A 20521-nucleotide genomic window follows, 5' to 3' on the forward strand; every position below is an offset into this window, starting at 1 on the left:
GTTCGATGAGCGGGCGGGAGGGGCGCAGGAAAAGGCGCGCGGTCCTGTCGAGGAGACGCCGAAATGACGAAACCCGCCGAGCACTTCGCTGAAGCCGGACCGCAGCCGCTCGGCCGCGACCCCGCTCTTCCGCAGGCGCAAGGGCTTTATGATCCCGCCAAGGAGCATGATTCCTGCGGGGTCGGCTTCGTCGCCAATATGCGCAACGAGAAGTCGCACGCCATCATCGAGATGGGCTTGCAGATATTGCTCAATCTCGATCACCGCGGCGCCGTCGGGGCTGATCCGAAGCTTGGCGACGGCTGCGGCATCCTGCTTCAGATCCCCCATGAGTTCTTCAAAGCGGAGTGCGCGAAGCTCGGCATGGAGCTTCCCGCCGCCGGCGATTACGCCATCGGGCAGTTTTTCCTGCCGCGCGATCCCGAAACACGCGCGCGCGCGCGCGCCATCATCGAAAAGTCGATCGAAGAAGAGGGGCTCGTCGCTCTTGGTTGGCGCGATCTTCCCGTCGACTCGAGCGATCTCGGCGAGGCGGTGAAGGCCGTCGAGCCGCATCACGCGCAGATCTTCATCGGGCGGGGGCCGAACGTCGCTGACGCAGACATCTTTGAGCGGCGCATCTATCTTGCGCGCAAGGCGGCCTCGAACGAAATTTACCGGCTCGGCAACGGCGGACGGGAATTTTACGCCGTCTCGGTCTCCTCGCGCACCATCGTCTACAAGGGCATGGTGCTCGTCTCGCAGCTCGGCGAATATTTCCTCGATCTCAAGGACGAGCGTTTTATTTCGGCGCTGGCGCTCGTGCATCAGCGCTTCGCGACGAACACCTTCCCCTCCTGGCGGCTTGCGCATCCCTATCGCTTCGTCGCGCATAACGGCGAAATCAACACGCTGCGCGGCAATCTGAACTGGATGGCGGCGCGCCAGGCGTCGGTCTCCTCGCCGCTGTTTGGCGACGAGATCAGCAAGCTGTGGCCGATCTCCTATGAGGGCCAGTCCGACACCGCCTGCTTCGACAACGCGCTCGAATTTCTTGTGCGTGGGGGCTATTCGCTCGCGCATGCGGTGATGATGCTGATTCCGGAAGCGTGGGCCGGCAATCCGCTGATGGACGCCGACCGCAAGGCTTTCTACGAGCATCATGCGGCGCTTATGGAGCCGTGGGACGGTCCCGCCGCCATGGCCTTCACCGACGGGCTCCAGATCGGCGCGACGCTCGACCGAAACGGGCTGCGGCCTGCGCGCTTTCTCGTCACCGACGACGGTCTCGTCGTCATGGCTTCAGAAATGGGCGTGCTGCCGATTTCCGAAGAGAAGATCATTACCAAGTGGCGTCTCCAGCCCGGCAAGATGCTGCTTGTCGATCTGGAGCAGGGACGCATCATTTCCGACGACGAGATCAAGAAGGAGCTGTCGAACTCTCACCCCTACAAGGAGTGGCTGGCGCGCACGCAAATTCAGCTCGAGGATCTGAAGCCCGTCGATACGCGTCCCGCGCGATGGGACGTGTCGATGCTCGACCGTCAGCAGGCCTTCGGCTACACGCAGGAAGATCTCGATCTTTTGCTTTTCCCAATGGCCGTCACAGGCCAGGAGGCGATTGGCTCGATGGGCACGGACACGCCAGTGTCGCCGCTCTCCGACAAGGAGAAGCTGCTCTACACCTATTTCAAGCAGAACTTCGCGCAGGTGACCAATCCGCCGATCGATCCGATCCGCGAAGAGCTGGTCATGAGCCTCGTGTCCTTCATCGGTCCGCGGCCCAACATTCTCGACCACGAAGGCTCGGCGAACAAGAAGCGACTCGAAGTGCGCCAGCCGATCTTGACGAGCGAGGATCTCGAAAAGATCCGCTGGATCGGCACGGTCGAGGATAGTTTCGACACCAAGACGATCGACGTCACTTACGACGCCGCAAAGGGCGCCGAAGGCATGCACGCCGCGATCAAGCGGCTATGTCAACGCGCCGAGGAGGCGGTCAGCGGCCGCTACAACATCATCATCCTCTCGGACCGCATGGTCGGGCCGGACCGTATCCCGATTCCGGCGCTGCTCGCGACCGCGGCGGTGCATCATCATCTGATCCGCAGAGGGCTGCGCACCTCGGTCGGCCTCGTCGTCGAGACCGGCGAGGCGCGGGAGGTGCATCATTTCTGTTGCCTCGCGGGCTACGGCGCCGAAGCGATCAACCCCTATCTCGCGTTTGAGACGCTCATCGCTTCGGCGGCGGAGTTTCCCTCCGACGTCGACGGTCCGACCGCCGTCAAGCGCTTCATCAAGGCGGTCGACAAGGGTATTCTCAAGGTGATGTCCAAGATGGGCATCTCCACCTATCAGTCGTATTGCGGCGCGCAGATCTTCGACGCCGTCGGTCTTGCGCAAAGCTTTATCGACGAATTCTTCACCGGCACGACGACGCGCATCGAAGGCGTCGGGCTCGAAGAGATCGCGCGCGAGACCGTGCGTCGCCATCGCCTCGCCTTCAGCGACGCGCCCGTCTACAAGGAGGCGCTCGACGTCGGCGGCGATTACGCCTACCGCATCAGAGGCGAAGCGCACAGCTGGACGCCGCAAACCGTGTCGCTGCTGCAGCATGCGGTGCGCGGCAATGCGCAAGACAAATATCGCGCTTTCGCCAAGCTGCTGAATGAGCAGGACGAGAAGCTTCTCAATCTGCGCGGGCTGTTCCGCGTCAAAGGCGCTGAGGAGGACGGTCGGAAGCCGATTCCGCTCGACGAGGTCGAGCCGGCAAACGAGGTCGTCAAGCGCTTCTCGACGGGCGCCATGTCGTTTGGCTCCATCTCGCGCGAGGCGCATACGACGCTCGCCATCGCCATGAATCGCATCGGCGGCAGATCGAACACCGGCGAGGGCGGCGAAGAGGCGGATCGATTCAAGCCGCTGCCGAACGGCGATTCAATGCGCAGCGCCATTAAGCAGGTGGCGTCCGGCCGCTTCGGCGTGACGACGGAATATCTCGTCAACGCCGACATGATTCAGATCAAGATGGCGCAGGGCGCAAAGCCCGGCGAAGGCGGCCAGCTGCCCGGCGACAAGGTCGACGCGGTCATCGCCAAGGTGCGCCATTCGACGCCCGGCGTCGGCCTGATCTCGCCGCCGCCGCATCATGACATCTATTCGATCGAGGATTTGGCGCAGCTCATCTTCGACTTAAAGAACGCCAATCCGCGCGCCGCCGTGTCGGTGAAGCTCGTTTCGGAAGTTGGCGTCGGCACGGTCGCCGCCGGCGTCTCCAAGGGCCGCGCCGATCATGTGACGATCTCCGGCTTCGAGGGCGGCACCGGCGCTTCGCCGCTGACGTCGATCAAGCACGCGGGCTCGCCGTGGGAGATCGGGCTCGCCGAAACGCACCAGACGCTCGTGCTGAACAATCTGCGTTCGCGCATCGCCGTGCAGGTCGACGGCGGGTTGCGCACCGGCCGCGACGTGGTGATCGGGGCGCTGCTCGGGGCCGACGAGTTCGGCTTCGCGACGGCGCCGCTCATCGCGGCGGGCTGCATCATGATGCGCAAATGCCATCTCAACACGTGCCCGGTCGGCGTCGCGACTCAGGATCCCGTTCTGCGCAAGCGCTTCGTCGGCTTGCCGGAACATGTCATCAACTTCTTCTTCTTCGTCGCCGAAGAAGCGCGCGAACTCATGGCCTCCATGGGGTATCGCAGCTTCGACGAAATGATCGGGCAGATGCAAATGCTCGACAAGGAGAAGGCGATTGCGCACTGGAAGGCGCGCGGTCTCGATTTCTCCAAGCTGTTCTTCAAGCCGCAGGGAGAAGGCGGCGCGATCCGTCACAGCAAGACGCAGGATCACGGCCTGGATAAGGTCCTCGACAACAAGCTCATCGCCGGAGCGCGCGCGGCGCTCGATCGCGGCGCGAAGGTTTCCATCGAAACGCCGATCCGCAATGTCGATCGCGCCACGGGCGCGATGCTCTCGGGCGAGGTCGCGCGCATCTACGGCCATGCGGGACTGCCCGAGGACACGATCGACATTCGCGCGACGGGCACCGCGGGCCAGAGCTTTGGGGCGTTTGTCGCGCGCGGCGTGACGCTGCGTCTGGAAGGCGAAGCCAACGACTATGTGGGCAAGGGCCTCTCGGGCGGCAAACTGATCATCTATCCGTCGCGCGACGCCGGGCAGATCGACCCCTCGAATTCGATCATTGTCGGCAACACCGTTCTCTATGGCGCCATTGCCGGCGAATGCTATTTCCGGGGCGTCGCCGGCGAACGCTTCGGGGTGAGAAATTCGGGCGCGCTCGCCGTGGTCGAGGGCGTTGGCGATCACGGCTGCGAATACATGACGGGCGGCGTCGTGGTGGTTCTTGGGCAGACCGGCCGCAACTTCGCGGCCGGCATGTCGGGCGGCATCGCCTATGTCCTCGACGAGGACGACGCGTTCTCGACGCGTTGCAATCTCGCGATGGTCGACCTCGAGCCGGTGCGCGACGAGGAGACCGTCATGACCGAGACCTATCACCAGTCCGGCGATCTGGAAGGCCATGGCCGCGTCGACGTGATGAGCGACATGACGCGCTTCGACGCCGAGCGGCTGCGTCAGTTGATCGCCAATCACCTGCGCTACACCGGCTCGACGCGGGCGCGCGACATTCTGGCGGATTGGCCAAATTACGTGGGCAAGTTCCGTAAGGTGATGCCGGTCGAGTATCGGCGGGCGCTCAACGAACTCAACGCGCGCAAAAAGCAGCCGCAACAGCTGAAAGCTGCGGGCGAGTGAGCTGGGCGACGGATGAGCGGAATGCTTGGGCGTAGCCTTTGCCTTTGTCAGCAGTGATTGTTAAAGAGAGGGAGTCGGGCTAACCTGCTTTAAACTCGGAGGTTTTTCCTTGACGGCGGCCAGGAAGCCTGATGCGAGACGACTCTAGAGTTTACAGCTTGCCGCGCTGGCCTGCGATGCGCTGGCTCGTGAACCCGGGGCATGGCGCGACTCGCGACATCCAGGTGGCGTTGATTGGCGGGTTGTTCGGAAGCCTGCCAGTCTTCTTTGGCGGCGTCATCAATACGATTGTCGTGTCGGGAGCGATTGCCGCGCGCGAACAGACGCTCCCTTTCGTCGCTTGGTTCGTCTTTGAAATCGTGCTCGGAGCCGCGCGTCTGATCGTCCTGAGAGTCTCGCGGCGCGCCGCTCTCGCGCATCGCCAGACGCCCACGGATCTTTACGTGCTGCTTCAGCTGCTCTGGAGCAGCGGCGTCGGCTACGGCGCTTTCATCAGCCTCGCGAGCGGCGACTGGGTTGCCGCGACGCTCGCCTGCCTTTCTGGGTCCGCCATGGTCGGCGGCATCGGATTTCGCAATTTTGGCGCGCCGCGTCTCGCCGGCGCAATGATCCTGACGACTCTCGGCCCGTTTTTGGCGGGCGCGGCCCTCTCGGGCGAACCGTTGCTTTATGTCGTGTTTCTGCAGGTGCCGCTCTATCTTACCGCCATGATCGCCGCCGCCTACAATCTAAACAAATTGCTTGTCGCGACGATGCAGGCCGAACGCGTGAACGACCATCGCGCCAAGCATGATGCGCTCACCGGCCTGCCGAACCGTGTCGGGCTCGCCGCCGCGGTTGACGCGAACCTGAAAAGCGCGCCGATACAGGGCGGCGATTTGGCTGTCCTTTTTCTTGATCTCGACAACTTCAAAGCCGTCAACGACACGTACGGACACGCCGCCGGAGACAGGCTGCTCAAATCGGTCGCGGAGCGTCTCCGCCAGTCCTTGCGCGCGACCGACGTGGCGGCGCGGATTGGCGGCGACGAATTCGTGGTGCTCGCCAAGAGTTTGACGAGCGAGCAGGCGTCGGAGCTGGGTCACCGGCTGACGAATTCCATATCGGCGCCTTATGACCTCGGCGACGGTATTCACGCGACGATCGGCGTAAGCGTCGGCATAGCTCTGGTGGCGGAACATGGCGCAGACGCGGAGGCGCTTCTCGCGGTGGCCGATGAAGCGCTTTATGAGGCGAAGGCTCAGCGGCAGGTGAAATTGCTGCACACCCTCGTTAAGGAGGATCAGTCTCGCCGCCTCGCGCCCGAGTCGCGCGGCATGCGCCCCAGCACTCAATAGTGGATGCTGGCGACCGTCAGTTCATGACGCGGAAGCTTCGCGGCTTGACGGCGACCCCTCGAAAGCGTTTAGAAAACATCCAAGATTGCGACAGCTCAGGGCGCACGGGACAGCGAATTGGCTTTTCCATGCGAGACTGCCGCGCCGATGAGAATTGCCGTTGCCGCCGCGACGCGCGGCGCGAGAGGTGCGCGACAAGATGGGTAAGGTGACCGGGTTTCTCGAGATCGACCGGCATGACCGCAAATATAAGCCGGCGGCCGACCGCATTCGCCATTATCGCGAATTCGTCATTCCGTTGTCGGACGAGACCACGCGCAGCCAGGCCTCGCGCTGCATGGATTGCGGCATTCCGTTTTGCCACAATGGCTGTCCGGTCAACAATCAGATTCCCGACTGGAATGACCTCGTCTACCACGGCGAGTGGCGGCGCGCGCTCGTCAATCTCCATTCCACCAACAACTTCCCGGAGTTCACCGGCCGCGTCTGTCCGGCGCCCTGCGAAGCCTCATGCACGCTGAATCTCCAGGACCAGCCGGTCACCATCAAGACCATCGAATGCGCGATCATCGACCGCGGATTCGAGCAGGGCTGGGTCGTTCCTGAGCCGCCCAAGCGCAAAACAGGCAAGAAGATCGCCGTCGTCGGCTCCGGGCCGGCGGGACTTGCGGCGGCGCAGCAGCTGGCGCGCGCCGGCCATGACGTGCATGTCTACGAAAAGCAACCAAAGGCCGGCGGCCTGCTGCGCTACGGCATTCCCGACTTCAAGATGGAGAAGCACTTCATCGACCGTCGGGTTCAGCAGATGGAGGCGGAAGGGGCGGTGTTTCACTGCGGCGTTCATGTCGGCGTTGATCTCACCGCCGCCGATCTGGTCGCAGGCCATGACGCCGTTGTCCTCGCCGGCGGCGCCGAACAGCCGCGCGATTTGTCGATCCCCGGCCGCGAATTGCGCGGGGTTCACTTCGCCATGGATTTTCTGCCGCAGCAAAATCGCCGGGTCTCGGGCGAGCCGCTCTCGACCAACGAGCCGATCCTGGCCACCGGCAAACATGTCGTGGTCATCGGCGGCGGCGACACCGGCTCGGACTGCATCGGCACCTCGGTGCGCCAGGGGGCGCTTTCGGTCACCCAGCTCGAAATCATGCCGCTTCCCCCCGAGAAGGAGAATAAGCTGCTGACGTGGCCCGATTGGCCGCTAAAGCTGCGCACCTCCTCCTCCCACGACGAGGGTTCGTCGCGCGAATTTTCGGTGCTGACGCGCGAATTCGAAGGCGCTGAAGGCGCGGTGAAGGCGCTGCGCTGCGTGCGCGTCGACGGAAAAATGCAGGAGGAGCCCGGAAGCGACTTCAAGCTTAAGGCCGATCTGGTGCTGCTTGCGATGGGCTTTGTGTCGCCGGTGCGGGAAGGCTTGCTCGAAACGCTCGGGGTCGATCTCGATTCGCGCGGCAATGTCGCGGCGGACACGCGCGCCTATCGGGCGTCTCGCGAGAGGATCTTCGCCTGCGGAGACATGCGGCGCGGACAATCGCTCGTCGTCTGGGCCATTCGCGAGGGACGCCAATGCGCCCACTCGGTGGACGAATTCCTGATGGGCGAAACCAATCTGCCAAGGTGAGAGTAAATGGTCAGTGAAAAGCTAAATCTCTGGTATTGTGACACCTTCGTCAGCACGCCCTGGCAATTTTACTTTCTCATCGTGCCGCTCGTAGGGGCCTTCTTTTATGGCCGCGAGAAATACAAGCTCGCCTGGTCGCTGATCGGCTTTTGGGTCGCCACTCAAGTGATCTTTTCGGCGCTCACCAATCTCGTGTTCAGTTGCTCGCTCGAATAGGCGCAAAATAAAAAGGCCCCGGCAATCGGGGCCTTTCGTTTGACAGAGAGCCGGCTTACAGCACGACGACCGTGGCGCCCACCTTCACGCGGCTGAACAGATCGGTCACGTCGTTGTTCAGCATGCGGATACAGCCCGACGAGACCGCCTGTCCGATCGTCCAGGGCTCGTTCGAGCCGTGGATGCGGAACATCGTGTCGCGATTGCCCGAGAAAAGATACATCGCGCGCGCGCCCAGCGGGTTGTCCTCGCCGCCAACCATATGGCGCGGCAGATCGGGACGGCGCTTCAACATTGCCGCCGGCGGCGTCCAATCCGGCCAGGCTTCCTTGCGGCCGATATGCGTCCGGCCTTTCCAGGTGAAGCCCTGGCGGCCGACGCCGACGCCGTAGCGCACGGCCTGTCCATTCGGCAGCGACAGATAGAGATAGCGATTGTTCGTGTCGACGGTGATGGTGCCAGGACGCTCATTGGTCGGATCCTGCACGATCTCGCGCGTCGTGGTCGGATATTCGCGCGCGAGCCGCGCGTCTTCTTGATCCCCGTAGTAGGCCTGCGGGTCCTGCGCGCCATAATTGGCCTGCTGATCCTGGCCGCCATAATAGGCTTGCTGTTCACGGGCGTCATCGTAAGACGCGGTCATTTCCTGCGCGCCCGCCGACGGGTCAAACAGCGCCATGAAGGAGCGTTCCTGAGCGTTGACGGCGGAAGACGAAAGTCCCGCGAACGCGGCGACGGCGGCGACCTTCAGAAAGCGGCTGGCGTTGAATTGACGGCGGGACATGACGGCGGCTCCAATTTCTCTGTCGTGCAGAGAGAATGCAGAACCACCGAAAAGCGTTCCGTGCGCCAACGCACAAATCGTTAGCGCGGCTGAGAAGGTGCGTTTGCCGCCGGGCGCCAGCTGTAGTCGTCGGCGCGGTTGCTGCGTGGATTTTGGTCCCCGCCCTCGACGAAAACATGTCGCGCGAGCGCTTGCGCAGGCGTGCCTGCGTCCGTCGCCGCTTTGCTGGCCGGGGTTCGCCTGGCGAGCTCTGTCGCCGCTCCGGCGCCCGTCAGTTGCTGCGTCGGGCCGACGGCAGGTCGTTCGGGCAAGCTCGGCGCCGCCGACGGCCCGCCGACGGGCGAGCGGAATACGATCGGCTGACCGTCCGCTGGGGTCGCCGCCAAGGGCTGCTGGGGCGGAGTCGCGCCCGCCGCCTCGGGCTGGGGCGTCGCCGGCGGGCCAGCGACTGGAGCCTGCTGGCGAGAGGCGTCGTAATATTTCTTGATCTCGCCTTCGACGAAATGGGCGACGCTGCGCGCGCCGGCATTGGTGAAGTGCACGCCGTCCGCAGAGCGCAGTTTGACGATCTGGCCGTTGATGTCCGGCCCGAAAGCGCTGTACTGCCCATGTTCGTCAGTCATCGCGTCCCAGAGATCGACATAGGGAATATTGGCGTGGGCCGCACGCGCCTTAAAGATTTCGTTGAGCTGCGCCATGTCGGCGGACAGGCGCTCGTTCTTCATGACCGGCAGACCGACCCAAATGACCGGAACATTCTTTTCCTTGAAAGCCGCAATCACCGCGTCGACCCGCGCTGCGTAGATCTCGCGCCAGCGCGGCGATAGCGGCTCGATTGACTCTTCGCCCTGTTGGATCGGTTGACGGTCGTTGCTGCCGAGCATGACGACGGCGACATTGATCTTTTGCGGGTCGGCCGCGATCTCCTTCGCCGCTTTGGGCCAATCGTAAAAGTCTTCGCGTACGAGACCGCTGCTTTCCCGGCCTTTTCGAAGAATGGCGACGTCTGGGCGATCCGAAAACCCGTCTTTCAGGCCGTTGGCGAGAAGCAGTCCCAAAGTGTCGCCGATCGTCGCGACAAAGAACGTCGGCTGGGTAACGGCCGTGTTCTGAGCCTGGTCGGGGGCGGCGCCGTCTGTACGCTTCGCCGCGCGGCGCGGATTATCCGTCTGGCCGTGCCAGTACGTCGGCGCGCGATTCTCGCGGTGCGGCATGATCCGTCGCACCCTAGGCTCGCCACGAGGCCCCCAACCATGCTGCGGATGGCCGCCAAAGATGCCGCCAAAGAATTCCGTGAAGGGGTCCTGCGCGAACGACGCGCCGGGCGTCGCGCTCGTCAACAATGCGCCAAGGAAGAGCGCCATAACGCGGCGCAGGGTCCGTACGTTCCTAGACATGGAGGCCATTATAGCGCGTCCCGAACGCCTTGGCATCCTTGTTGCGATTCTTCGCTTAATAGTGTGCCGCATAACCTTGACGCATGGAGCGGTTTTGGCGTCAATCGTCAGCAATTGGGCGGGATTTAGGAGAAGCGAGATGCGGCGCCGTAACCAGGGATCTGGCGGAGTTTGGAGGCGAGCCGCCGCGACGGCGCTTTTCGCGCTTGCCGCGGCCACGGCGGCCGCCCAGCCGGCGCGCGAGGAAAACCCGCCCGCGGAATTTCGAATTCTGCCTTACTCAGGACTGACGCCCTACTGCGTCGATCCGACGATTCTCAACGAAGTCGTCAAGGGTTTTGCTGCAAGAGAAGCCTGGTTCTGGAATTCGCCTTTGGTCATTGTGGCCTTTGAAGGCGTCGAGGACATCGGCGCGCGCAACAACGGCCTGAGCTATATTCCCCGTCGCTATTGTCGCGCATTGGCGCTTTTTAACGACGGCGTGAGACGCGAGGTCGTCTATAATATCGGAGAATCCTTGGGCTTCATCGGCGCGGGACCTGGCGTGACATGGTGCGTCGTCGGGCTGGACCGTAATCATGCCTTCAGTCCTAATTGTCGAGCCGCAGGACCTTAGCTTCCTATTTGAAGAGTCGTTTGAAATGAGAAGAGTTTTCGTTCGTTGCGCCGCATGGGCGCTAATTGTTGGCGCGGTGGCGTCGGGCGGATTTTTGGGCGCTATCGCGAAGGAAGGCGACTGCACGGCGGAGGATTGCGCGAATCGCGCGGCCTCGCGGGCCGGCGCGGCGCGCGACTTCGACTTCTACGTGCTGGCGCTCAGCTGGTCGCCCGGCTTCTGCCAAAGCGTCGAAGGCGCGCGCGACCAGTGCGAGCCGGGAAAGGGACTCGGCTTCGTCGTTCACGGGCTCTGGCCACAGTATGAAAGCGGCGTCCCGAGCGAATGTCCGGGCGCGCGCTCTCCATCGCGCGTCGCCATCGAAAAAGCGGCAGGCTTGTTTCCCGACGAGCGGCTGGCGCGTTACGAGTGGCGCAAGCATGGAGTGTGCAGCGGCAAAAGCCCGAGCGACTATTTCGCCGACGTGGCGCGCGCCCACGCCGCCCTGGCCATCCCGCCGCTTTTCGTCAAGCCCACCCGCGACCAGACCTTTACGCCGATCGACGTCGAGCGCGCCTTCTACGAAGCCAATCCACGGCTGCGGCCCGGCATGATGGCGGTGTCGTGCCGGCGGGGCGTTATGGACGGCGTGCGCATCTGCCTGTCAAAGGACCTGCGCGAGTTTCGCGCCTGTCCTGCCGTTGCGCAGCGCGGTTGCCACGTTCGAGAAATCAGCGCGCCCGCGCCGTTGTAGCGCATGAACTATCGCCACGGGTTTCACGCCGGCAATTTCGCCGACGTCTTTAAACATGCGCTGCTGGTGCGCCTCCTGGCCTATCTGAGGCGCAAGGAGACGCCGTTTCGCGTGATCGATACACACGCAGGAGAGGGCGCCTATGATCTTTCAGCCGAGGAGGCGGAGCGCACGCGCGAGTGGCGCGGCGGCGTTGGACGTCTCGCAGATCTCTCCGGCGCGAGTGCGGAAGTTCGCGAGCTGCTTGCGCCCTACATCGATTGTCTCGGGCCGCGCGATCGCGAGGGAAAGCCCGCGCTCTATCCAGGTTCCCCGGCGATCGCGCAGAAATTGATGCGCCCGCAGGACCGCGCGATTTTCTGCGAGCTGCGGCCTGACGCCTTCGCGGCGCTGCGTCGCCGGTTCGCACGCGACGAGCGCATCAAGGCGATTCATATCGACGGCTATTTGGGGCTTGGCGCTTATGTTCCGCCAAAGGAGCGGCGCGGGCTCGCGCTGATCGATCCGCCTTTCGAGCGCGAGGACGAATTCGAAGCCGCATTCGATGCTTTGCATAAGTCCTATGCGAAATGGAGTTCCGGCATTTACGCCTTGTGGCATCCCGCAAAGAGCGACCGCGACATTCGGAAATTGCACAATAGACTGAGAGAAAGCGGCATACGGCGCATCCTGCAGCTTTCGTTGAGTATTGGCGGAGACGGTGACGGGTTGCGCCGCTGCGGAATGGCGGTCGTCAATCCGCCCTTCGTGTTCGAAGAAGAAGCGCGAATTATCCTTTCCTTCCTCGCTGCACGGATGGCGCAGGGCGAAGGCGCGGGCTACGAGATTGCGTGGCTCGCTGGCGAATGAGCTGATGCGCGCTTTGCAAGTCTATCCGGCGGAGGCCGAAAAAGTTGACGGTCCCCCATAACGCCGTTGTGGGTTTCCTACACGGATGATAGGAGCGGCCATGCTCGTTCTGCGCTCTTCTCCCGCTTCGCCCTACGCCCGAAAGATCCGAATCGCCACCGACCTGCTCGGCTTGTCGGAAAGGATCGAAATCGCCGCCGCCGATGCGGCCGATCCCGTCGACAGTCTGCGTCGTCAGAACCCGCTCGGCAAAATCCCGACTTTGGTTTTGGAGGACGGCTCGTCGCTGTATGACAGTCGGGTCATCGCCGAATATCTGGATCATTTGGCCGGCGGCGGGCGGATCATTCCGACCGAGGCGACGGCCCGCTTCGCGGCCTTGCGGCTGCAGGCGCTCGGCGACGGGATCAACGACGCCGCTCTGTTGATCCGCTATGAGACCTTTAATCGCCCGGAAGACTTACGCTACGATGAGGCGATCGCGCTTCAGCAAGGCAAAATCGATCGGGCGCTCGGCGCGCTGGAGGCCGCCGCCCCGACCGGTTTGGTCGACATCGGCCATATCGCGGTCGCCTGCGCGCTTGGCTATCTTGATTTGCGTTTCGCCGGCGCGTGGCGAGAGGAACATCCCGGTCTCGTTTCGTGGCTTAAGGAATTTGGGCGCGCCGTCCCTGCCTTCGACGCGACGAAGGTCCAAATTCGGCCCTAGCGCTTATAGCGCCTGTCCGGGATCTGCTCCGCCCAGAAGCGAAGCTGTCGGCTAAGCCTATTTGCTGGCGATTTCGCTTGGTGGCTTCCAGTCGCCCCCGGCCGAGGGACCAGTCGGCGCGTCTGGGATGCGCAGGCGTTGACCCGGCTGGATTTTGTCGGGATCGGTCAGCATCGGCCGATTGGCCTCGAAGATCTCCATATATTTGGCGCCCTTGCCGGCCCCGTAATGCGCTTCGGCGATCTTCCACAGCGTGTCGCCTGGCTTCACGACGTAGAAGGTCTCTGTCGCGGACGACTCTGCGGCCGCGGGCTTCTCTTCGGCCTCAGGGGTAGCCTCGGCCGTTTTCTTGAGCGCGTCTGGGGCAGGCCCCGGTTTGCCTTTTCCGGTCAGAAAATCCAAAAGTCCCATGCTGGAGTCTCCTTCGTAGCTCCGGCCATTCACGCCGGATGCGCCTGATCTATTGTAGCGCTCCGCTCGCAACGCGCGAGTGTAGGCGTGTCCGAAAAGCGGCGCCAGGGCGCGACTTCCGGGCAATCGTAGGCGGCGCGCAGCGGGTCGTGGCGGCGAAGGCGCTCACCGTCTCGCGAAACCGCGCAAAATCTCCTATACCGCTGCGATGATCGCCACCTCTGCCACCACCGTGCGGACGGCCCTCTACCCCGGCACGTTCGACCCGTTGACCTTTGGCCATCTCGACATGATGGCGCAGGGCGGGGCGCTGTTCGACAAGATCGTCGTTGCGATCGGCGTGCACCACGGCAAGGAGCCGTGGCTCTCTTTCGACGAGCGCGCGGGGGTCATTCGCGACGCCTGCGCCGGGCTGGGCGCGTCTTGCGCTTTCGAGGTCGCGGGCTTCGACGGGCTCGTCGTCGAGGCGGCGCGCCAGCACGGCGCCTGCGCCATTCTCCGCGGTTTGCGCGATAGCGCCGACTTCGACTATGAGATGCAGATGGCGGGGATGAATGGGACGCTTGCGCCTGACATTCACACGGTTTTCCTGCCTGCTTCGCCAGGGCTACGCCATGTCAGCGGAACCTTCGTGCGCCAGATCGCGGCGCTTGGCGGCGACGTGTCGGCCTTTGCGCCGGCCGTCTCCGTCGCCGCACTCAAACGCGCCATAAAAAGGCGCGGCAATACATAGGGAGGCTTCATGAAACTCACCCGCCGTCTGCTGCTTGCCGCCGCGGCCGTCGCCGCGCTTAGCGCCGCGCCCGTTGGAGCGGCCGATGACCACACACTCTACCTCGACACAAAAGACGGCCGCGTCACCATCAAGCTGCGGCCTGATCTCGCGCCCAAGCATGTCGAGCGCATCGAGAAGCTCGCGAAAGAGCATTTCTACGATGGCATCGCGTTCCATCGCGTCATCGACGGTTTCATGGCTCAGGCCGGCGACCCCACGGGGACGGGCATGAGCGGCTCCCGCTATCTCGATCTTAAGGCGGAGTTCTCGAATACGCCGTTCAAGCGCGGCGTCCTCGGAATGGCGCGTCAGCCAGGCGACAACGACTCGGCCAATTCGCAGTTCTTCATCGTCTACGCAGACGCGCCGCAGCTCAACGGCAAATACACCGTATTCGGCGAAGTGGTCTCGGGCATGGACGTCGTCGACAAGATCAAGAAGGGTTCGAAGTCCAATAATGGCATGGTCGATAATCCGGATAAGATCATCAAGATGCGCGTCGCTGGCGACGAGAGCTGAGTTCAAGAGCCGCTACGCCTGCAAAAATCAAAGGAAATGATAATGACCGAAGCCGCCGACACCATGACGCTTGAGACGACGAAGGGACCGGTCGTCATCAAATTTCGTTCAGACCTCGCGCCCAATCATGTCGCGCATATCAAGAAGCTCGTCTCGGAAGGATTCTACGACGGCATCGTCTTTCATCGCGTGATTGACGGCTTCATGGCTCAGACGGGCTGCCCGCGCGGCACAGGCACGGGCGGATCGCAATATCCAGACCTCAAGGCCGAGTTCAACAGCGCGCCGCATGTGCGCGGAACCTGCTCCATGGCCCGCGCGCAAAGCCCCGACAGCGCCAATTCGCAGTTCTTCATCTGCTTCGACGATGCGCGCTTCCTCGACAACAAATATACGGTCTGGGGCGAGGTGATCTCCGGCATGGAGAATGTCGATAAGATCAAGCGCGGCGAGCCGGTGAAAGATCCGGACAAGATCGTCAAGGCGACGTTGGGCTGATCGACTGACGCGACAGAATAGGCTTCTTGGTCAAGCATGCGCCCCGGCCTTGGGCGCATGTGCAGTAAAGACCTGAGTTGGACGCGAGATTCGGAACTATCTCTCCAGACGCTGGTTGCAAAGTATCGCTCGCCGAGACGGGCGAGCGGAACAGTGGAGAGTATCCGATGAAATCGCTCAAGTTGTTGATCGCTACAGTCGCGGCGATCGCGCTTTCCGCCAGCGTGACAGCGAATGCAGGGCGCGATCGCACGGGCGCGAGCTCGAGCAAAAATCAAACTCAGTCTCGCAGCAGCAATCAGTGGCAGGAGAAACAAGGCCAACCAGCCAAGGATATGGAGGATACGACATCTGGCGGCGGCTGGCGGGAGATGGGCCGCGATGACGACCCCTCGCCGACTTGGCGAGGCAGCGCAGCGCGGGAACGGATGCGCGATCATGACAGCCAGTCAGGCATGGACCGGATGGGCATGGATCGGCGGATGACGAAAGGCCGATCCGCAGCTGAAATGCGCGAACTGGAGCAGCTCGGCTCCGCCCGCGTAATTTTTTACAGGCTCGGCCCCACCGATATGCGCATGTCTCAGCTGATCGGCAGCGACGTCCGCAATCTTCAGAATGATAACGTCGGCGAGATCGAGGACGTCATCTTCGACAATAATAGGAACGTGCGCGCGGTCATCGTCAGCGTCGGCGGTTTCCTTGGCATCGGCGAGCGCCATATCGCGATTGACCCGTCATCAATGGTCGTTTCTCGGAACGAAGATGGCGACGTCGAAGCGATTGTGAACACGACTCGCGACGATCTGCGAAACGCTCCGGAGTTCCGATTCGACGAGCGTCGCCGGCGCGTCGGCTCCTACCAATAAGCTTTTGCAGCGGCGCCGGTTGATCGGCAATCGGCGCCGCTGACCGCTCTGGCGCACTTGACCTGACGGAGCTTATGGTTTTTGCAAGCTCCACATGCGCGTCGACCTTTTCGACTTCAACCTCCCGCAAGACAGGATCGCTCTTCGGCCCGCCGATCCCCGCGACTGCGCCCGCATGCTCGTCGTGCCGGCGGGCGGGACTTTCCAGGACAGGATTGTTCGCGATCTGCCGGATTACCTTCGCCCGGGAGACGCGCTCGTCGTCAATGATTCGCGCGTCATTCACGCGCGGCTGTCGGGTCGGCGCCTGCGCGGCGAATTGACCGCCAATGTCGAAGCGACGCTGATCGAACGGCTGGACGCTTCCCGCTGGCGCGCGCTGATGCGCCCGGCCAAGAAGCTCGCGATCGGCGATCGCATAAGCTTTATGGGCCACGGGGGCGAGATCGACGCTCGCGTCGAAGCAAAGGGCGACGAAGGAGAGATTACGCTTGCTTTCGAGCTTCGCGGACCCGCTCTGGATATCGCGATAGAGCAGGCGGGCGTCATGCCCCTGCCGCCCTATATCGCGGGCAAGCGTTCGGCCGACGCGCGTGACGAAAGTGACTATCAGACGATCTTTGCGCGCGAAGCGGGAGCGGTGGCGGCGCCGACCGCCGGCCTGCACTTCACGCCACAGCTGCTGGCGGCGATCGAAGCGCGCGGCGTTCGTCTTTACCGCGTTACCCTACATGTGGGCGCCGGCACCTTTCTTCCCGTAAAGGCGGATGACACGGACCTGCATCGGATGCACGAGGAATTCGCCCGGCTTGACGCTGAAACGGCGCAGGCGCTGAACGAGGTGCGGGCGGGAGGCGGACGCATCGTCGCCGTCGGCACGACGGCGTTGCGCGTGCTGGAAAGCGCCGCGGACGACGCCGGACGGCTTGCGCCTTATGCTGCGCGCACGCGGATCTTCATTACGCCCGGCTATCGTTTCCGCGCCGTGGACATGCTGCTCACAAATTTCCATCTCCCGCGCTCGACGCTATTCATGCTGGTCGCCGCATTCGCCGGCCTCGAGCGGATGAAGGCCGCCTATGCGCATGCCATCGAAAGCGGCTATCGCTTTTATTCCTACGGCGACGCTTGCCTGCTTCAGCGTTCCGAAACATGAGCGAGACTCGCGATATGCGCATCCTCGCGCTCTGGCGCGACGATCCGCGAGAGGCGCCGATGACCATTGACGCGCGGATCGACGGCGCGCGAATCGTTTCGGCATGGGATCTATTCGGCGCCTTTGCGCTCGACGGCGATAGCGTGCGTCCATTCATCCTGCGGCGCGACGGACGAATCGACTTTGGTCATGGAGAGAGCTGGCGATCTGACCTGCGCGAGGCGACGATAAATGTCGGCTCAGAGTTCGCCGTATGGTTCAACGAATGCGACAGCGGTCGCTATCGCATTGTGAAAATTGCCGCGCTCGGCGCAAAGGACAGGACGTGACGCAGGCTTTTTCCTTTTCCGTTCTCGCGACCGACGGCCTCGCCCGCCAAGGCGAAATTCTCACGCCGCGCGGATCAATCCGTACGCCGGCCTTCATGCCGGTCGGCACCGCGGCGACGGTGAAGGCGATGTTCGTCAATGATGTGCGCGCCGCAGGCGCCGACATTCTGCTCGGCAATGTCTATCATCTCATGCTGCGGCCGGGCGCTGAGCGGATCGCGCGGCTGGGCGGACTGCATGAATTCATGCGCTGGCCCTATCCGATCTTGACGGATTCCGGCGGCTTTCAGGTGATGTCGCTTGCGAAGCTGCGCAAGCTCGATGAAAGCGGCGTGACGTTTCAGTCGCATATCGACGGTTCACGACATCACCTGTCTCCCGAGCGCTCGATGGAAATTCAGGATCTCTTGGACTCGGACATCCAGATGCAGCTCGACGAATGCGTGCGCCTGCCATGTTCGGAAGGCGAGGCCGAACGCGCCATGCGTCTTTCCCTGCGTTGGGCCGAGCGTTCGCGTAAGGCGTTTCGCGAACGCCCGGGCAGGGCGGTGTTCGGCATTGTGCAAGGCGGCGAATCGAAGCGGCTTCGGATCGAAAGCGCCCAGGCGCTTGCCGGCATGGAGTTCCATGGGATCGCCGTCGGCGGTCTGGCCGTCGGCGAACCTCAGGACGTGATGCTCGACATGCTCGAGACGACCGCCCCGCATTTGCCCGAATCAAAACCCCGTTATCTGATGGGCGTGGGCGCGCCTGACGACATTGTTCAGGCCGTCGCGCGGGGAATTGACATGTTTGACTGCGTGATGCCGACTCGCGCCGGCCGCCACGGCCTCGCCTATACGCGCCACGGACGGGTGACGTTGCGCAACGCGCGCCACGCCGACGATCAGCGGCCGCTCGATAAGCAGTCATCCTGCCCCGCCGCACGCGACTATTCGCGCGCCTATTTGCATCATCTCGTCAAAGCAGGGGAAATCCTCGGGATGATGCTGCTGACGCAAGCCAATGTCGCCTATTATCAGGAGCTGATGGCGGGCCTGCGCGCAGCCATCGGCGCCGGGCGCCTCGCCGACTTCATCGCCGAAACGCGCGCCAAATGGATCGAGGGCGAAACCGCTTAGCTTCTGGCGGATCGGGTGAGGAAAACATACGCAAACGGGGGCTTCCTCGTCCTTCGAGACGCGTGCTGCGCACGCTCCTCAGGATGAGGAAGCCCTTCACCCGATCGCCCTGCTTAACGACCTCAGCCGAGTTTACGGACCAGATAATATGGTTTACGAAAACAATATTCGGCGGGGGCGGAACATGGGCCGCTACCATGAAGAGCTCACCAGAAGATTTTTGATCGGCGTTCGGCGGGAAGCGCCGGCAAATGGGCGTCGAGCGACGCATCTGCGACGCGAGAGCGTTCGCGCCCGCCCGTCAAAATCCAAACTGGCGTCGATGGAGAATGGGATGTCGCATCCTGGCGAAATTCTTGCCCGTCATTTGCAGGAACTCGGACTGACGGCGTCGGATCTGGCGCGAGATATCGACGTGCCGGTCAATCGGGTCACCGCCATCCTCAACGGGCAGCGGGGCGTCACCGCCGATACCGCGCTGCGACTGGGACACTGGTTCGGCGTCCAGCCCGAAGATTGGCTGGAGTTACAGACACAATATGAGCTTTCTCTCGCGCGCCGCGCGGCGGGAGCGAGGATCAAGTCGCTGCCAAGCCTCGCCGATCGTCAGCGCGACTGAGCATGAGCGCAGTTGAAAAGCTCGCGGAAGCGGAATTCTTCCACGACCTGCGTTGGTCGGCAGAATTCGGCGCGGCGACCCGCGCCGTTGTCGCAGACGGCGTTCCTTATTACCTCAACGCCTTCTGGACCGCCGGGCAAAGGCGCGCGCATCCGCTGCATGAGATCAGCTATCGCGCCTGTTTCAAACCGCAGCTCCCAGCCTTTTTCATCGATCGGCTGACGCAGCCGGGAGATGTCGTCTGCGACCCGTTCATGGGCCGCGGCACGACCATCCTGCAAGCCGCGCTGATGGGGCGAAGGCCCATCGGCTCCGACGCCAATCCGCTGTCGCTGCTGCTGACGCACCCGCGGCTGCGGCCTCCTGCGCTTTGCGAGATCGAGGCCAGGCTCGCGGCCGCGCCCTGGGGACCCGGCGAGGTTGAGCGCGACGATCTTCTCGTCTTTTACCACTCCGAGACGCTGCGGCAGATTTGCGCGCTGCGCCGCTATCTGCTGATCCGCGCGAACGATGGCCGCCTCGACGCCGTGGACAGCTGGATTCGAATGGTGGCGCTCAATCGATTGACCGGCCATTCTCCCGGGTTTTTTTCCGTCTATACGATGCCGCCGAACCAGGCCGTTTCCGTGAAGGCGCAATTGAAAATCAATGCGCGTCGGGAACAAACGCCGCCGCGGCGCGACATCGCCGAGCTGATTTTCAAGAAATCGCGCGCGCTTTTGGCGGAGGAGGCGCTGACTGCCTGCGACGCGCCGCTCGTCGTGGCGGATGCCGCGCATTTGCAGCACATCGCCGATGCGACGGTCGATCTCGTGGTCACGTCGCCGCCCTTTCTCGACGTCGTCGATTATCGCGGCGACAATTGGCTGCGCAACTGGTTCGCGGGAATCGAGGCCGAGAGCATCCGCCTCTCGCAGCTTCGCGCGCCGGAAGACTGGCGCGCGATGACGCGCGACGTCTTCGCGGAACTGGCGCGAGTCGTGAAGCCGGGCGGTCACGTCGCTTACGAGGTTGGCGAGGTCAGGGGCGGGGCGCTCCCGCTCGAACAACTGGTCTGGCGCGCGCTCGACGATCTTCCGTTCGAACGATTGGGCGTGCTCGTCAACGAGCAAAGCTTCACGAAAACCAGCAACTGCTGGGGCGTCGCCAATAATGTGAAGGGCGTCAACAGCAACCGAATCGTGATCGCGCGTCGCTGTTGACGTCG

19 protein-coding genes and 1 pseudogene are annotated in these 20521 nt (G+C 63.0%); 17 read left to right on the forward strand and 3 right to left on the reverse strand.

All coding sequences use genetic code 11. The annotated features are described in order from the left end of the window. The first annotated feature begins 63 nt into the window (after positions 1 to 63). From gltB to ACR65W_RS11150, 4 genes are all read left to right on the forward strand, one after another. On the forward strand, positions 64 to 4758 hold the full coding sequence (gltB, locus tag ACR65W_RS11135; RefSeq protein WP_434499882.1) for a glutamate synthase large subunit: 4695 nt from the start codon (positions 64 to 66) through the stop codon (positions 4756 to 4758). A 131-nt stretch (positions 4759 to 4889) separates the two neighbouring features. Further along, positions 4890 to 6095 carry a diguanylate cyclase domain-containing protein gene (locus ACR65W_RS11140; protein WP_434499883.1) on the forward strand — a complete coding sequence of 402 codons (1206 nt, stop codon included), beginning with the start codon at positions 4890 to 4892 and terminating at the stop codon, positions 6093 to 6095. A gap of 199 nt (positions 6096 to 6294) precedes the next feature. Beyond that, positions 6295 to 7713 (forward strand): glutamate synthase subunit beta, encoded by a 1419-nt coding sequence (locus ACR65W_RS11145; protein ID WP_434499949.1) that lies wholly within the window; start codon positions 6295 to 6297, stop codon positions 7711 to 7713. A 6-nt stretch (positions 7714 to 7719) separates the two neighbouring features. Next, positions 7720 to 7929: a hypothetical protein gene (locus ACR65W_RS11150; protein WP_123176412.1), complete on the forward strand. Its 210-nt coding sequence runs from the start codon at positions 7720 to 7722 to the stop codon at positions 7927 to 7929. Positions 7930 to 7984: 55 nt separating this feature from the next. Here ACR65W_RS11150 and ACR65W_RS11155 read toward each other — a convergent pair whose 3' ends face one another. Both ACR65W_RS11155 and ACR65W_RS11160 read right to left on the reverse strand, forming a co-directional pair. Beyond that, positions 7985 to 8713, reverse strand: a complete 729-nt coding sequence (locus ACR65W_RS11155; protein ID WP_434499884.1) for a L,D-transpeptidase — start codon at positions 8711 to 8713, stop codon at positions 7985 to 7987. 80 nt (positions 8714 to 8793) lie between these two features. Then, on the reverse strand, positions 8794 to 10110 hold the full coding sequence (locus tag ACR65W_RS11160) for an SGNH/GDSL hydrolase family protein (RefSeq protein WP_434499885.1): 1317 nt from the start codon (positions 10108 to 10110) through the stop codon (positions 8794 to 8796). A 139-nt stretch (positions 10111 to 10249) separates the two neighbouring features. Between ACR65W_RS11160 and ACR65W_RS11165 the strand changes: the two genes are divergently transcribed. From ACR65W_RS11165 to ACR65W_RS11180, 4 genes are all read left to right on the forward strand, one after another. Next, the gene (locus ACR65W_RS11165) at positions 10250 to 10726 is read left to right on the forward strand and encodes a hypothetical protein (RefSeq protein WP_434499886.1); all 477 of its coding nucleotides are present in this window, start codon (positions 10250 to 10252) and stop codon (positions 10724 to 10726) included. Between the two features lie 25 nt (positions 10727 to 10751). Beyond that, positions 10752 to 11459, forward strand: a complete 708-nt coding sequence (locus ACR65W_RS11170; RefSeq protein WP_434499887.1) for a ribonuclease T2 family protein — start codon at positions 10752 to 10754, stop codon at positions 11457 to 11459. 3 nt (positions 11460 to 11462) lie between these two features. Then, the gene (locus tag ACR65W_RS11175) at positions 11463 to 12308 is read left to right on the forward strand and encodes a 23S rRNA (adenine(2030)-N(6))-methyltransferase RlmJ (RefSeq protein WP_434499888.1); all 846 of its coding nucleotides are present in this window, start codon (positions 11463 to 11465) and stop codon (positions 12306 to 12308) included. 100 nt (positions 12309 to 12408) lie between these two features. Continuing rightward, the gene (locus ACR65W_RS11180) at positions 12409 to 13017 is read left to right on the forward strand and encodes a glutathione S-transferase family protein (RefSeq protein ID WP_434499889.1); all 609 of its coding nucleotides are present in this window, start codon (positions 12409 to 12411) and stop codon (positions 13015 to 13017) included. 57 nt (positions 13018 to 13074) lie between these two features. On the opposite strand, the pseudogene ACR65W_RS11185 reads toward ACR65W_RS11180, so the two are convergent. Then, positions 13075 to 13368 (reverse strand): annotated as a pseudogene (locus ACR65W_RS11185) (LysM peptidoglycan-binding domain-containing protein); the annotation flags it as partial. Between the two features lie 268 nt (positions 13369 to 13636). Here ACR65W_RS11185 and coaD point away from each other — a divergent pair. The 9 genes from coaD (at position 13637) to ACR65W_RS11230 (ending at position 20516) form a co-directional block, all read left to right on the forward strand. Continuing rightward, entirely contained in the window at positions 13637 to 14161 is a 525-nt protein-coding gene (gene coaD, locus ACR65W_RS11190) for a pantetheine-phosphate adenylyltransferase (protein ID WP_434499890.1), read from the forward strand. A gap of 9 nt (positions 14162 to 14170) precedes the next feature. Then, positions 14171 to 14722 carry a peptidylprolyl isomerase gene (locus tag ACR65W_RS11195; RefSeq protein WP_434499891.1) on the forward strand — a complete coding sequence of 184 codons (552 nt, stop codon included), beginning with the start codon at positions 14171 to 14173 and terminating at the stop codon, positions 14720 to 14722. Between the two features lie 42 nt (positions 14723 to 14764). Continuing rightward, positions 14765 to 15220, forward strand: a complete 456-nt coding sequence (locus tag ACR65W_RS11200; RefSeq protein WP_014893070.1) for a peptidylprolyl isomerase — start codon at positions 14765 to 14767, stop codon at positions 15218 to 15220. A 167-nt stretch (positions 15221 to 15387) separates the two neighbouring features. Next, positions 15388 to 16089, forward strand: coding sequence for a PRC-barrel domain-containing protein (locus ACR65W_RS11205; RefSeq protein ID WP_434499892.1), 702 nt, complete (start codon positions 15388 to 15390; stop codon positions 16087 to 16089). Between the two features lie 94 nt (positions 16090 to 16183). Further along, positions 16184 to 17245: a tRNA preQ1(34) S-adenosylmethionine ribosyltransferase-isomerase QueA gene (queA, locus tag ACR65W_RS11210; RefSeq protein WP_434499893.1), complete on the forward strand. Its 1062-nt coding sequence runs from the start codon at positions 16184 to 16186 to the stop codon at positions 17243 to 17245. Beyond that, a complete protein-coding gene (locus ACR65W_RS11215; protein WP_434499894.1) occupies positions 17242 to 17574 on the forward strand; it encodes a hypothetical protein in 333 nt (110 codons plus the stop codon). The genes queA and ACR65W_RS11215 overlap by 4 nt, the downstream gene beginning before the upstream one ends. Further along, positions 17571 to 18695 (forward strand): tRNA guanosine(34) transglycosylase Tgt, encoded by a 1125-nt coding sequence (gene tgt, locus ACR65W_RS11220; protein ID WP_434499895.1) that lies wholly within the window; start codon positions 17571 to 17573, stop codon positions 18693 to 18695. Before ACR65W_RS11215 ends, tgt begins: the two co-directional genes overlap by 4 nt. Positions 18696 to 19029: 334 nt before the next feature. Beyond that, on the forward strand, positions 19030 to 19314 hold the full coding sequence (locus ACR65W_RS11225; RefSeq protein ID WP_246720743.1) for a HigA family addiction module antitoxin: 285 nt from the start codon (positions 19030 to 19032) through the stop codon (positions 19312 to 19314). A gap of 2 nt (positions 19315 to 19316) precedes the next feature. Continuing rightward, positions 19317 to 20516 carry a DNA methyltransferase gene (locus ACR65W_RS11230; RefSeq protein ID WP_434499896.1) on the forward strand — a complete coding sequence of 400 codons (1200 nt, stop codon included), beginning with the start codon at positions 19317 to 19319 and terminating at the stop codon, positions 20514 to 20516. The last annotated feature ends 5 nt before the right edge of the window (positions 20517 to 20521 follow it).

Origin of the sequence: Methylocystis sp., from assembly GCF_051062815.1 — a bacterium.
Classification (GTDB): Bacteria; Pseudomonadota; Alphaproteobacteria; order Rhizobiales; family Beijerinckiaceae; genus Methylocystis.

Excerpts from the sequence above, each read along its gene's own strand:
- ACR65W_RS11180 (WP_434499889.1), top strand. The coding sequence starts at position 12,409 with ATGCTCGTTCTGCGCTCTTCTCCCGCTTCGCCCTACGCCCGAAAGATC.
- ACR65W_RS11145 (WP_434499949.1), top strand. The coding sequence starts at position 6,295 with ATGGGTAAGGTGACCGGGTTTCTCGAGATCGACCGGCATGACCGCAAA.
- ACR65W_RS11165 (WP_434499886.1), top strand. The coding sequence starts at position 10,250 with ATGCGGCGCCGTAACCAGGGATCTGGCGGAGTTTGGAGGCGAGCCGCC.
- ACR65W_RS11215 (WP_434499894.1), top strand. The coding sequence starts at position 17,242 with ATGAGCGAGACTCGCGATATGCGCATCCTCGCGCTCTGGCGCGACGAT.
- ACR65W_RS11170 (WP_434499887.1), top strand. The coding sequence starts at position 10,752 with ATGAGAAGAGTTTTCGTTCGTTGCGCCGCATGGGCGCTAATTGTTGGC.
- ACR65W_RS11200 (WP_014893070.1), top strand. The coding sequence starts at position 14,765 with ATGACCGAAGCCGCCGACACCATGACGCTTGAGACGACGAAGGGACCG.
- ACR65W_RS11175 (WP_434499888.1), top strand. The coding sequence starts at position 11,463 with ATGAACTATCGCCACGGGTTTCACGCCGGCAATTTCGCCGACGTCTTT.
- ACR65W_RS11140 (WP_434499883.1), top strand. The coding sequence starts at position 4,890 with ATGCGAGACGACTCTAGAGTTTACAGCTTGCCGCGCTGGCCTGCGATG.
- ACR65W_RS11230 (WP_434499896.1), top strand. The coding sequence starts at position 19,317 with ATGAGCGCAGTTGAAAAGCTCGCGGAAGCGGAATTCTTCCACGACCTG.
- ACR65W_RS11155 (WP_434499884.1), bottom strand. The coding sequence starts at position 8,713 with ATGTCCCGCCGTCAATTCAACGCCAGCCGCTTTCTGAAGGTCGCCGCC.
- ACR65W_RS11225 (WP_246720743.1), top strand. The coding sequence starts at position 19,030 with ATGTCGCATCCTGGCGAAATTCTTGCCCGTCATTTGCAGGAACTCGGA.
- ACR65W_RS11205 (WP_434499892.1), top strand. The coding sequence starts at position 15,388 with ATGAAATCGCTCAAGTTGTTGATCGCTACAGTCGCGGCGATCGCGCTT.
- coaD (WP_434499890.1), top strand. The coding sequence starts at position 13,637 with ATGATCGCCACCTCTGCCACCACCGTGCGGACGGCCCTCTACCCCGGC.
- gltB (WP_434499882.1), top strand. The coding sequence starts at position 64 with ATGACGAAACCCGCCGAGCACTTCGCTGAAGCCGGACCGCAGCCGCTC.
- ACR65W_RS11195 (WP_434499891.1), top strand. The coding sequence starts at position 14,171 with ATGAAACTCACCCGCCGTCTGCTGCTTGCCGCCGCGGCCGTCGCCGCG.
- ACR65W_RS11150 (WP_123176412.1), top strand. The coding sequence starts at position 7,720 with ATGGTCAGTGAAAAGCTAAATCTCTGGTATTGTGACACCTTCGTCAGC.
- queA (WP_434499893.1), top strand. The coding sequence starts at position 16,184 with ATGCGCGTCGACCTTTTCGACTTCAACCTCCCGCAAGACAGGATCGCT.
- ACR65W_RS11160 (WP_434499885.1), bottom strand. The coding sequence starts at position 10,110 with ATGTCTAGGAACGTACGGACCCTGCGCCGCGTTATGGCGCTCTTCCTT.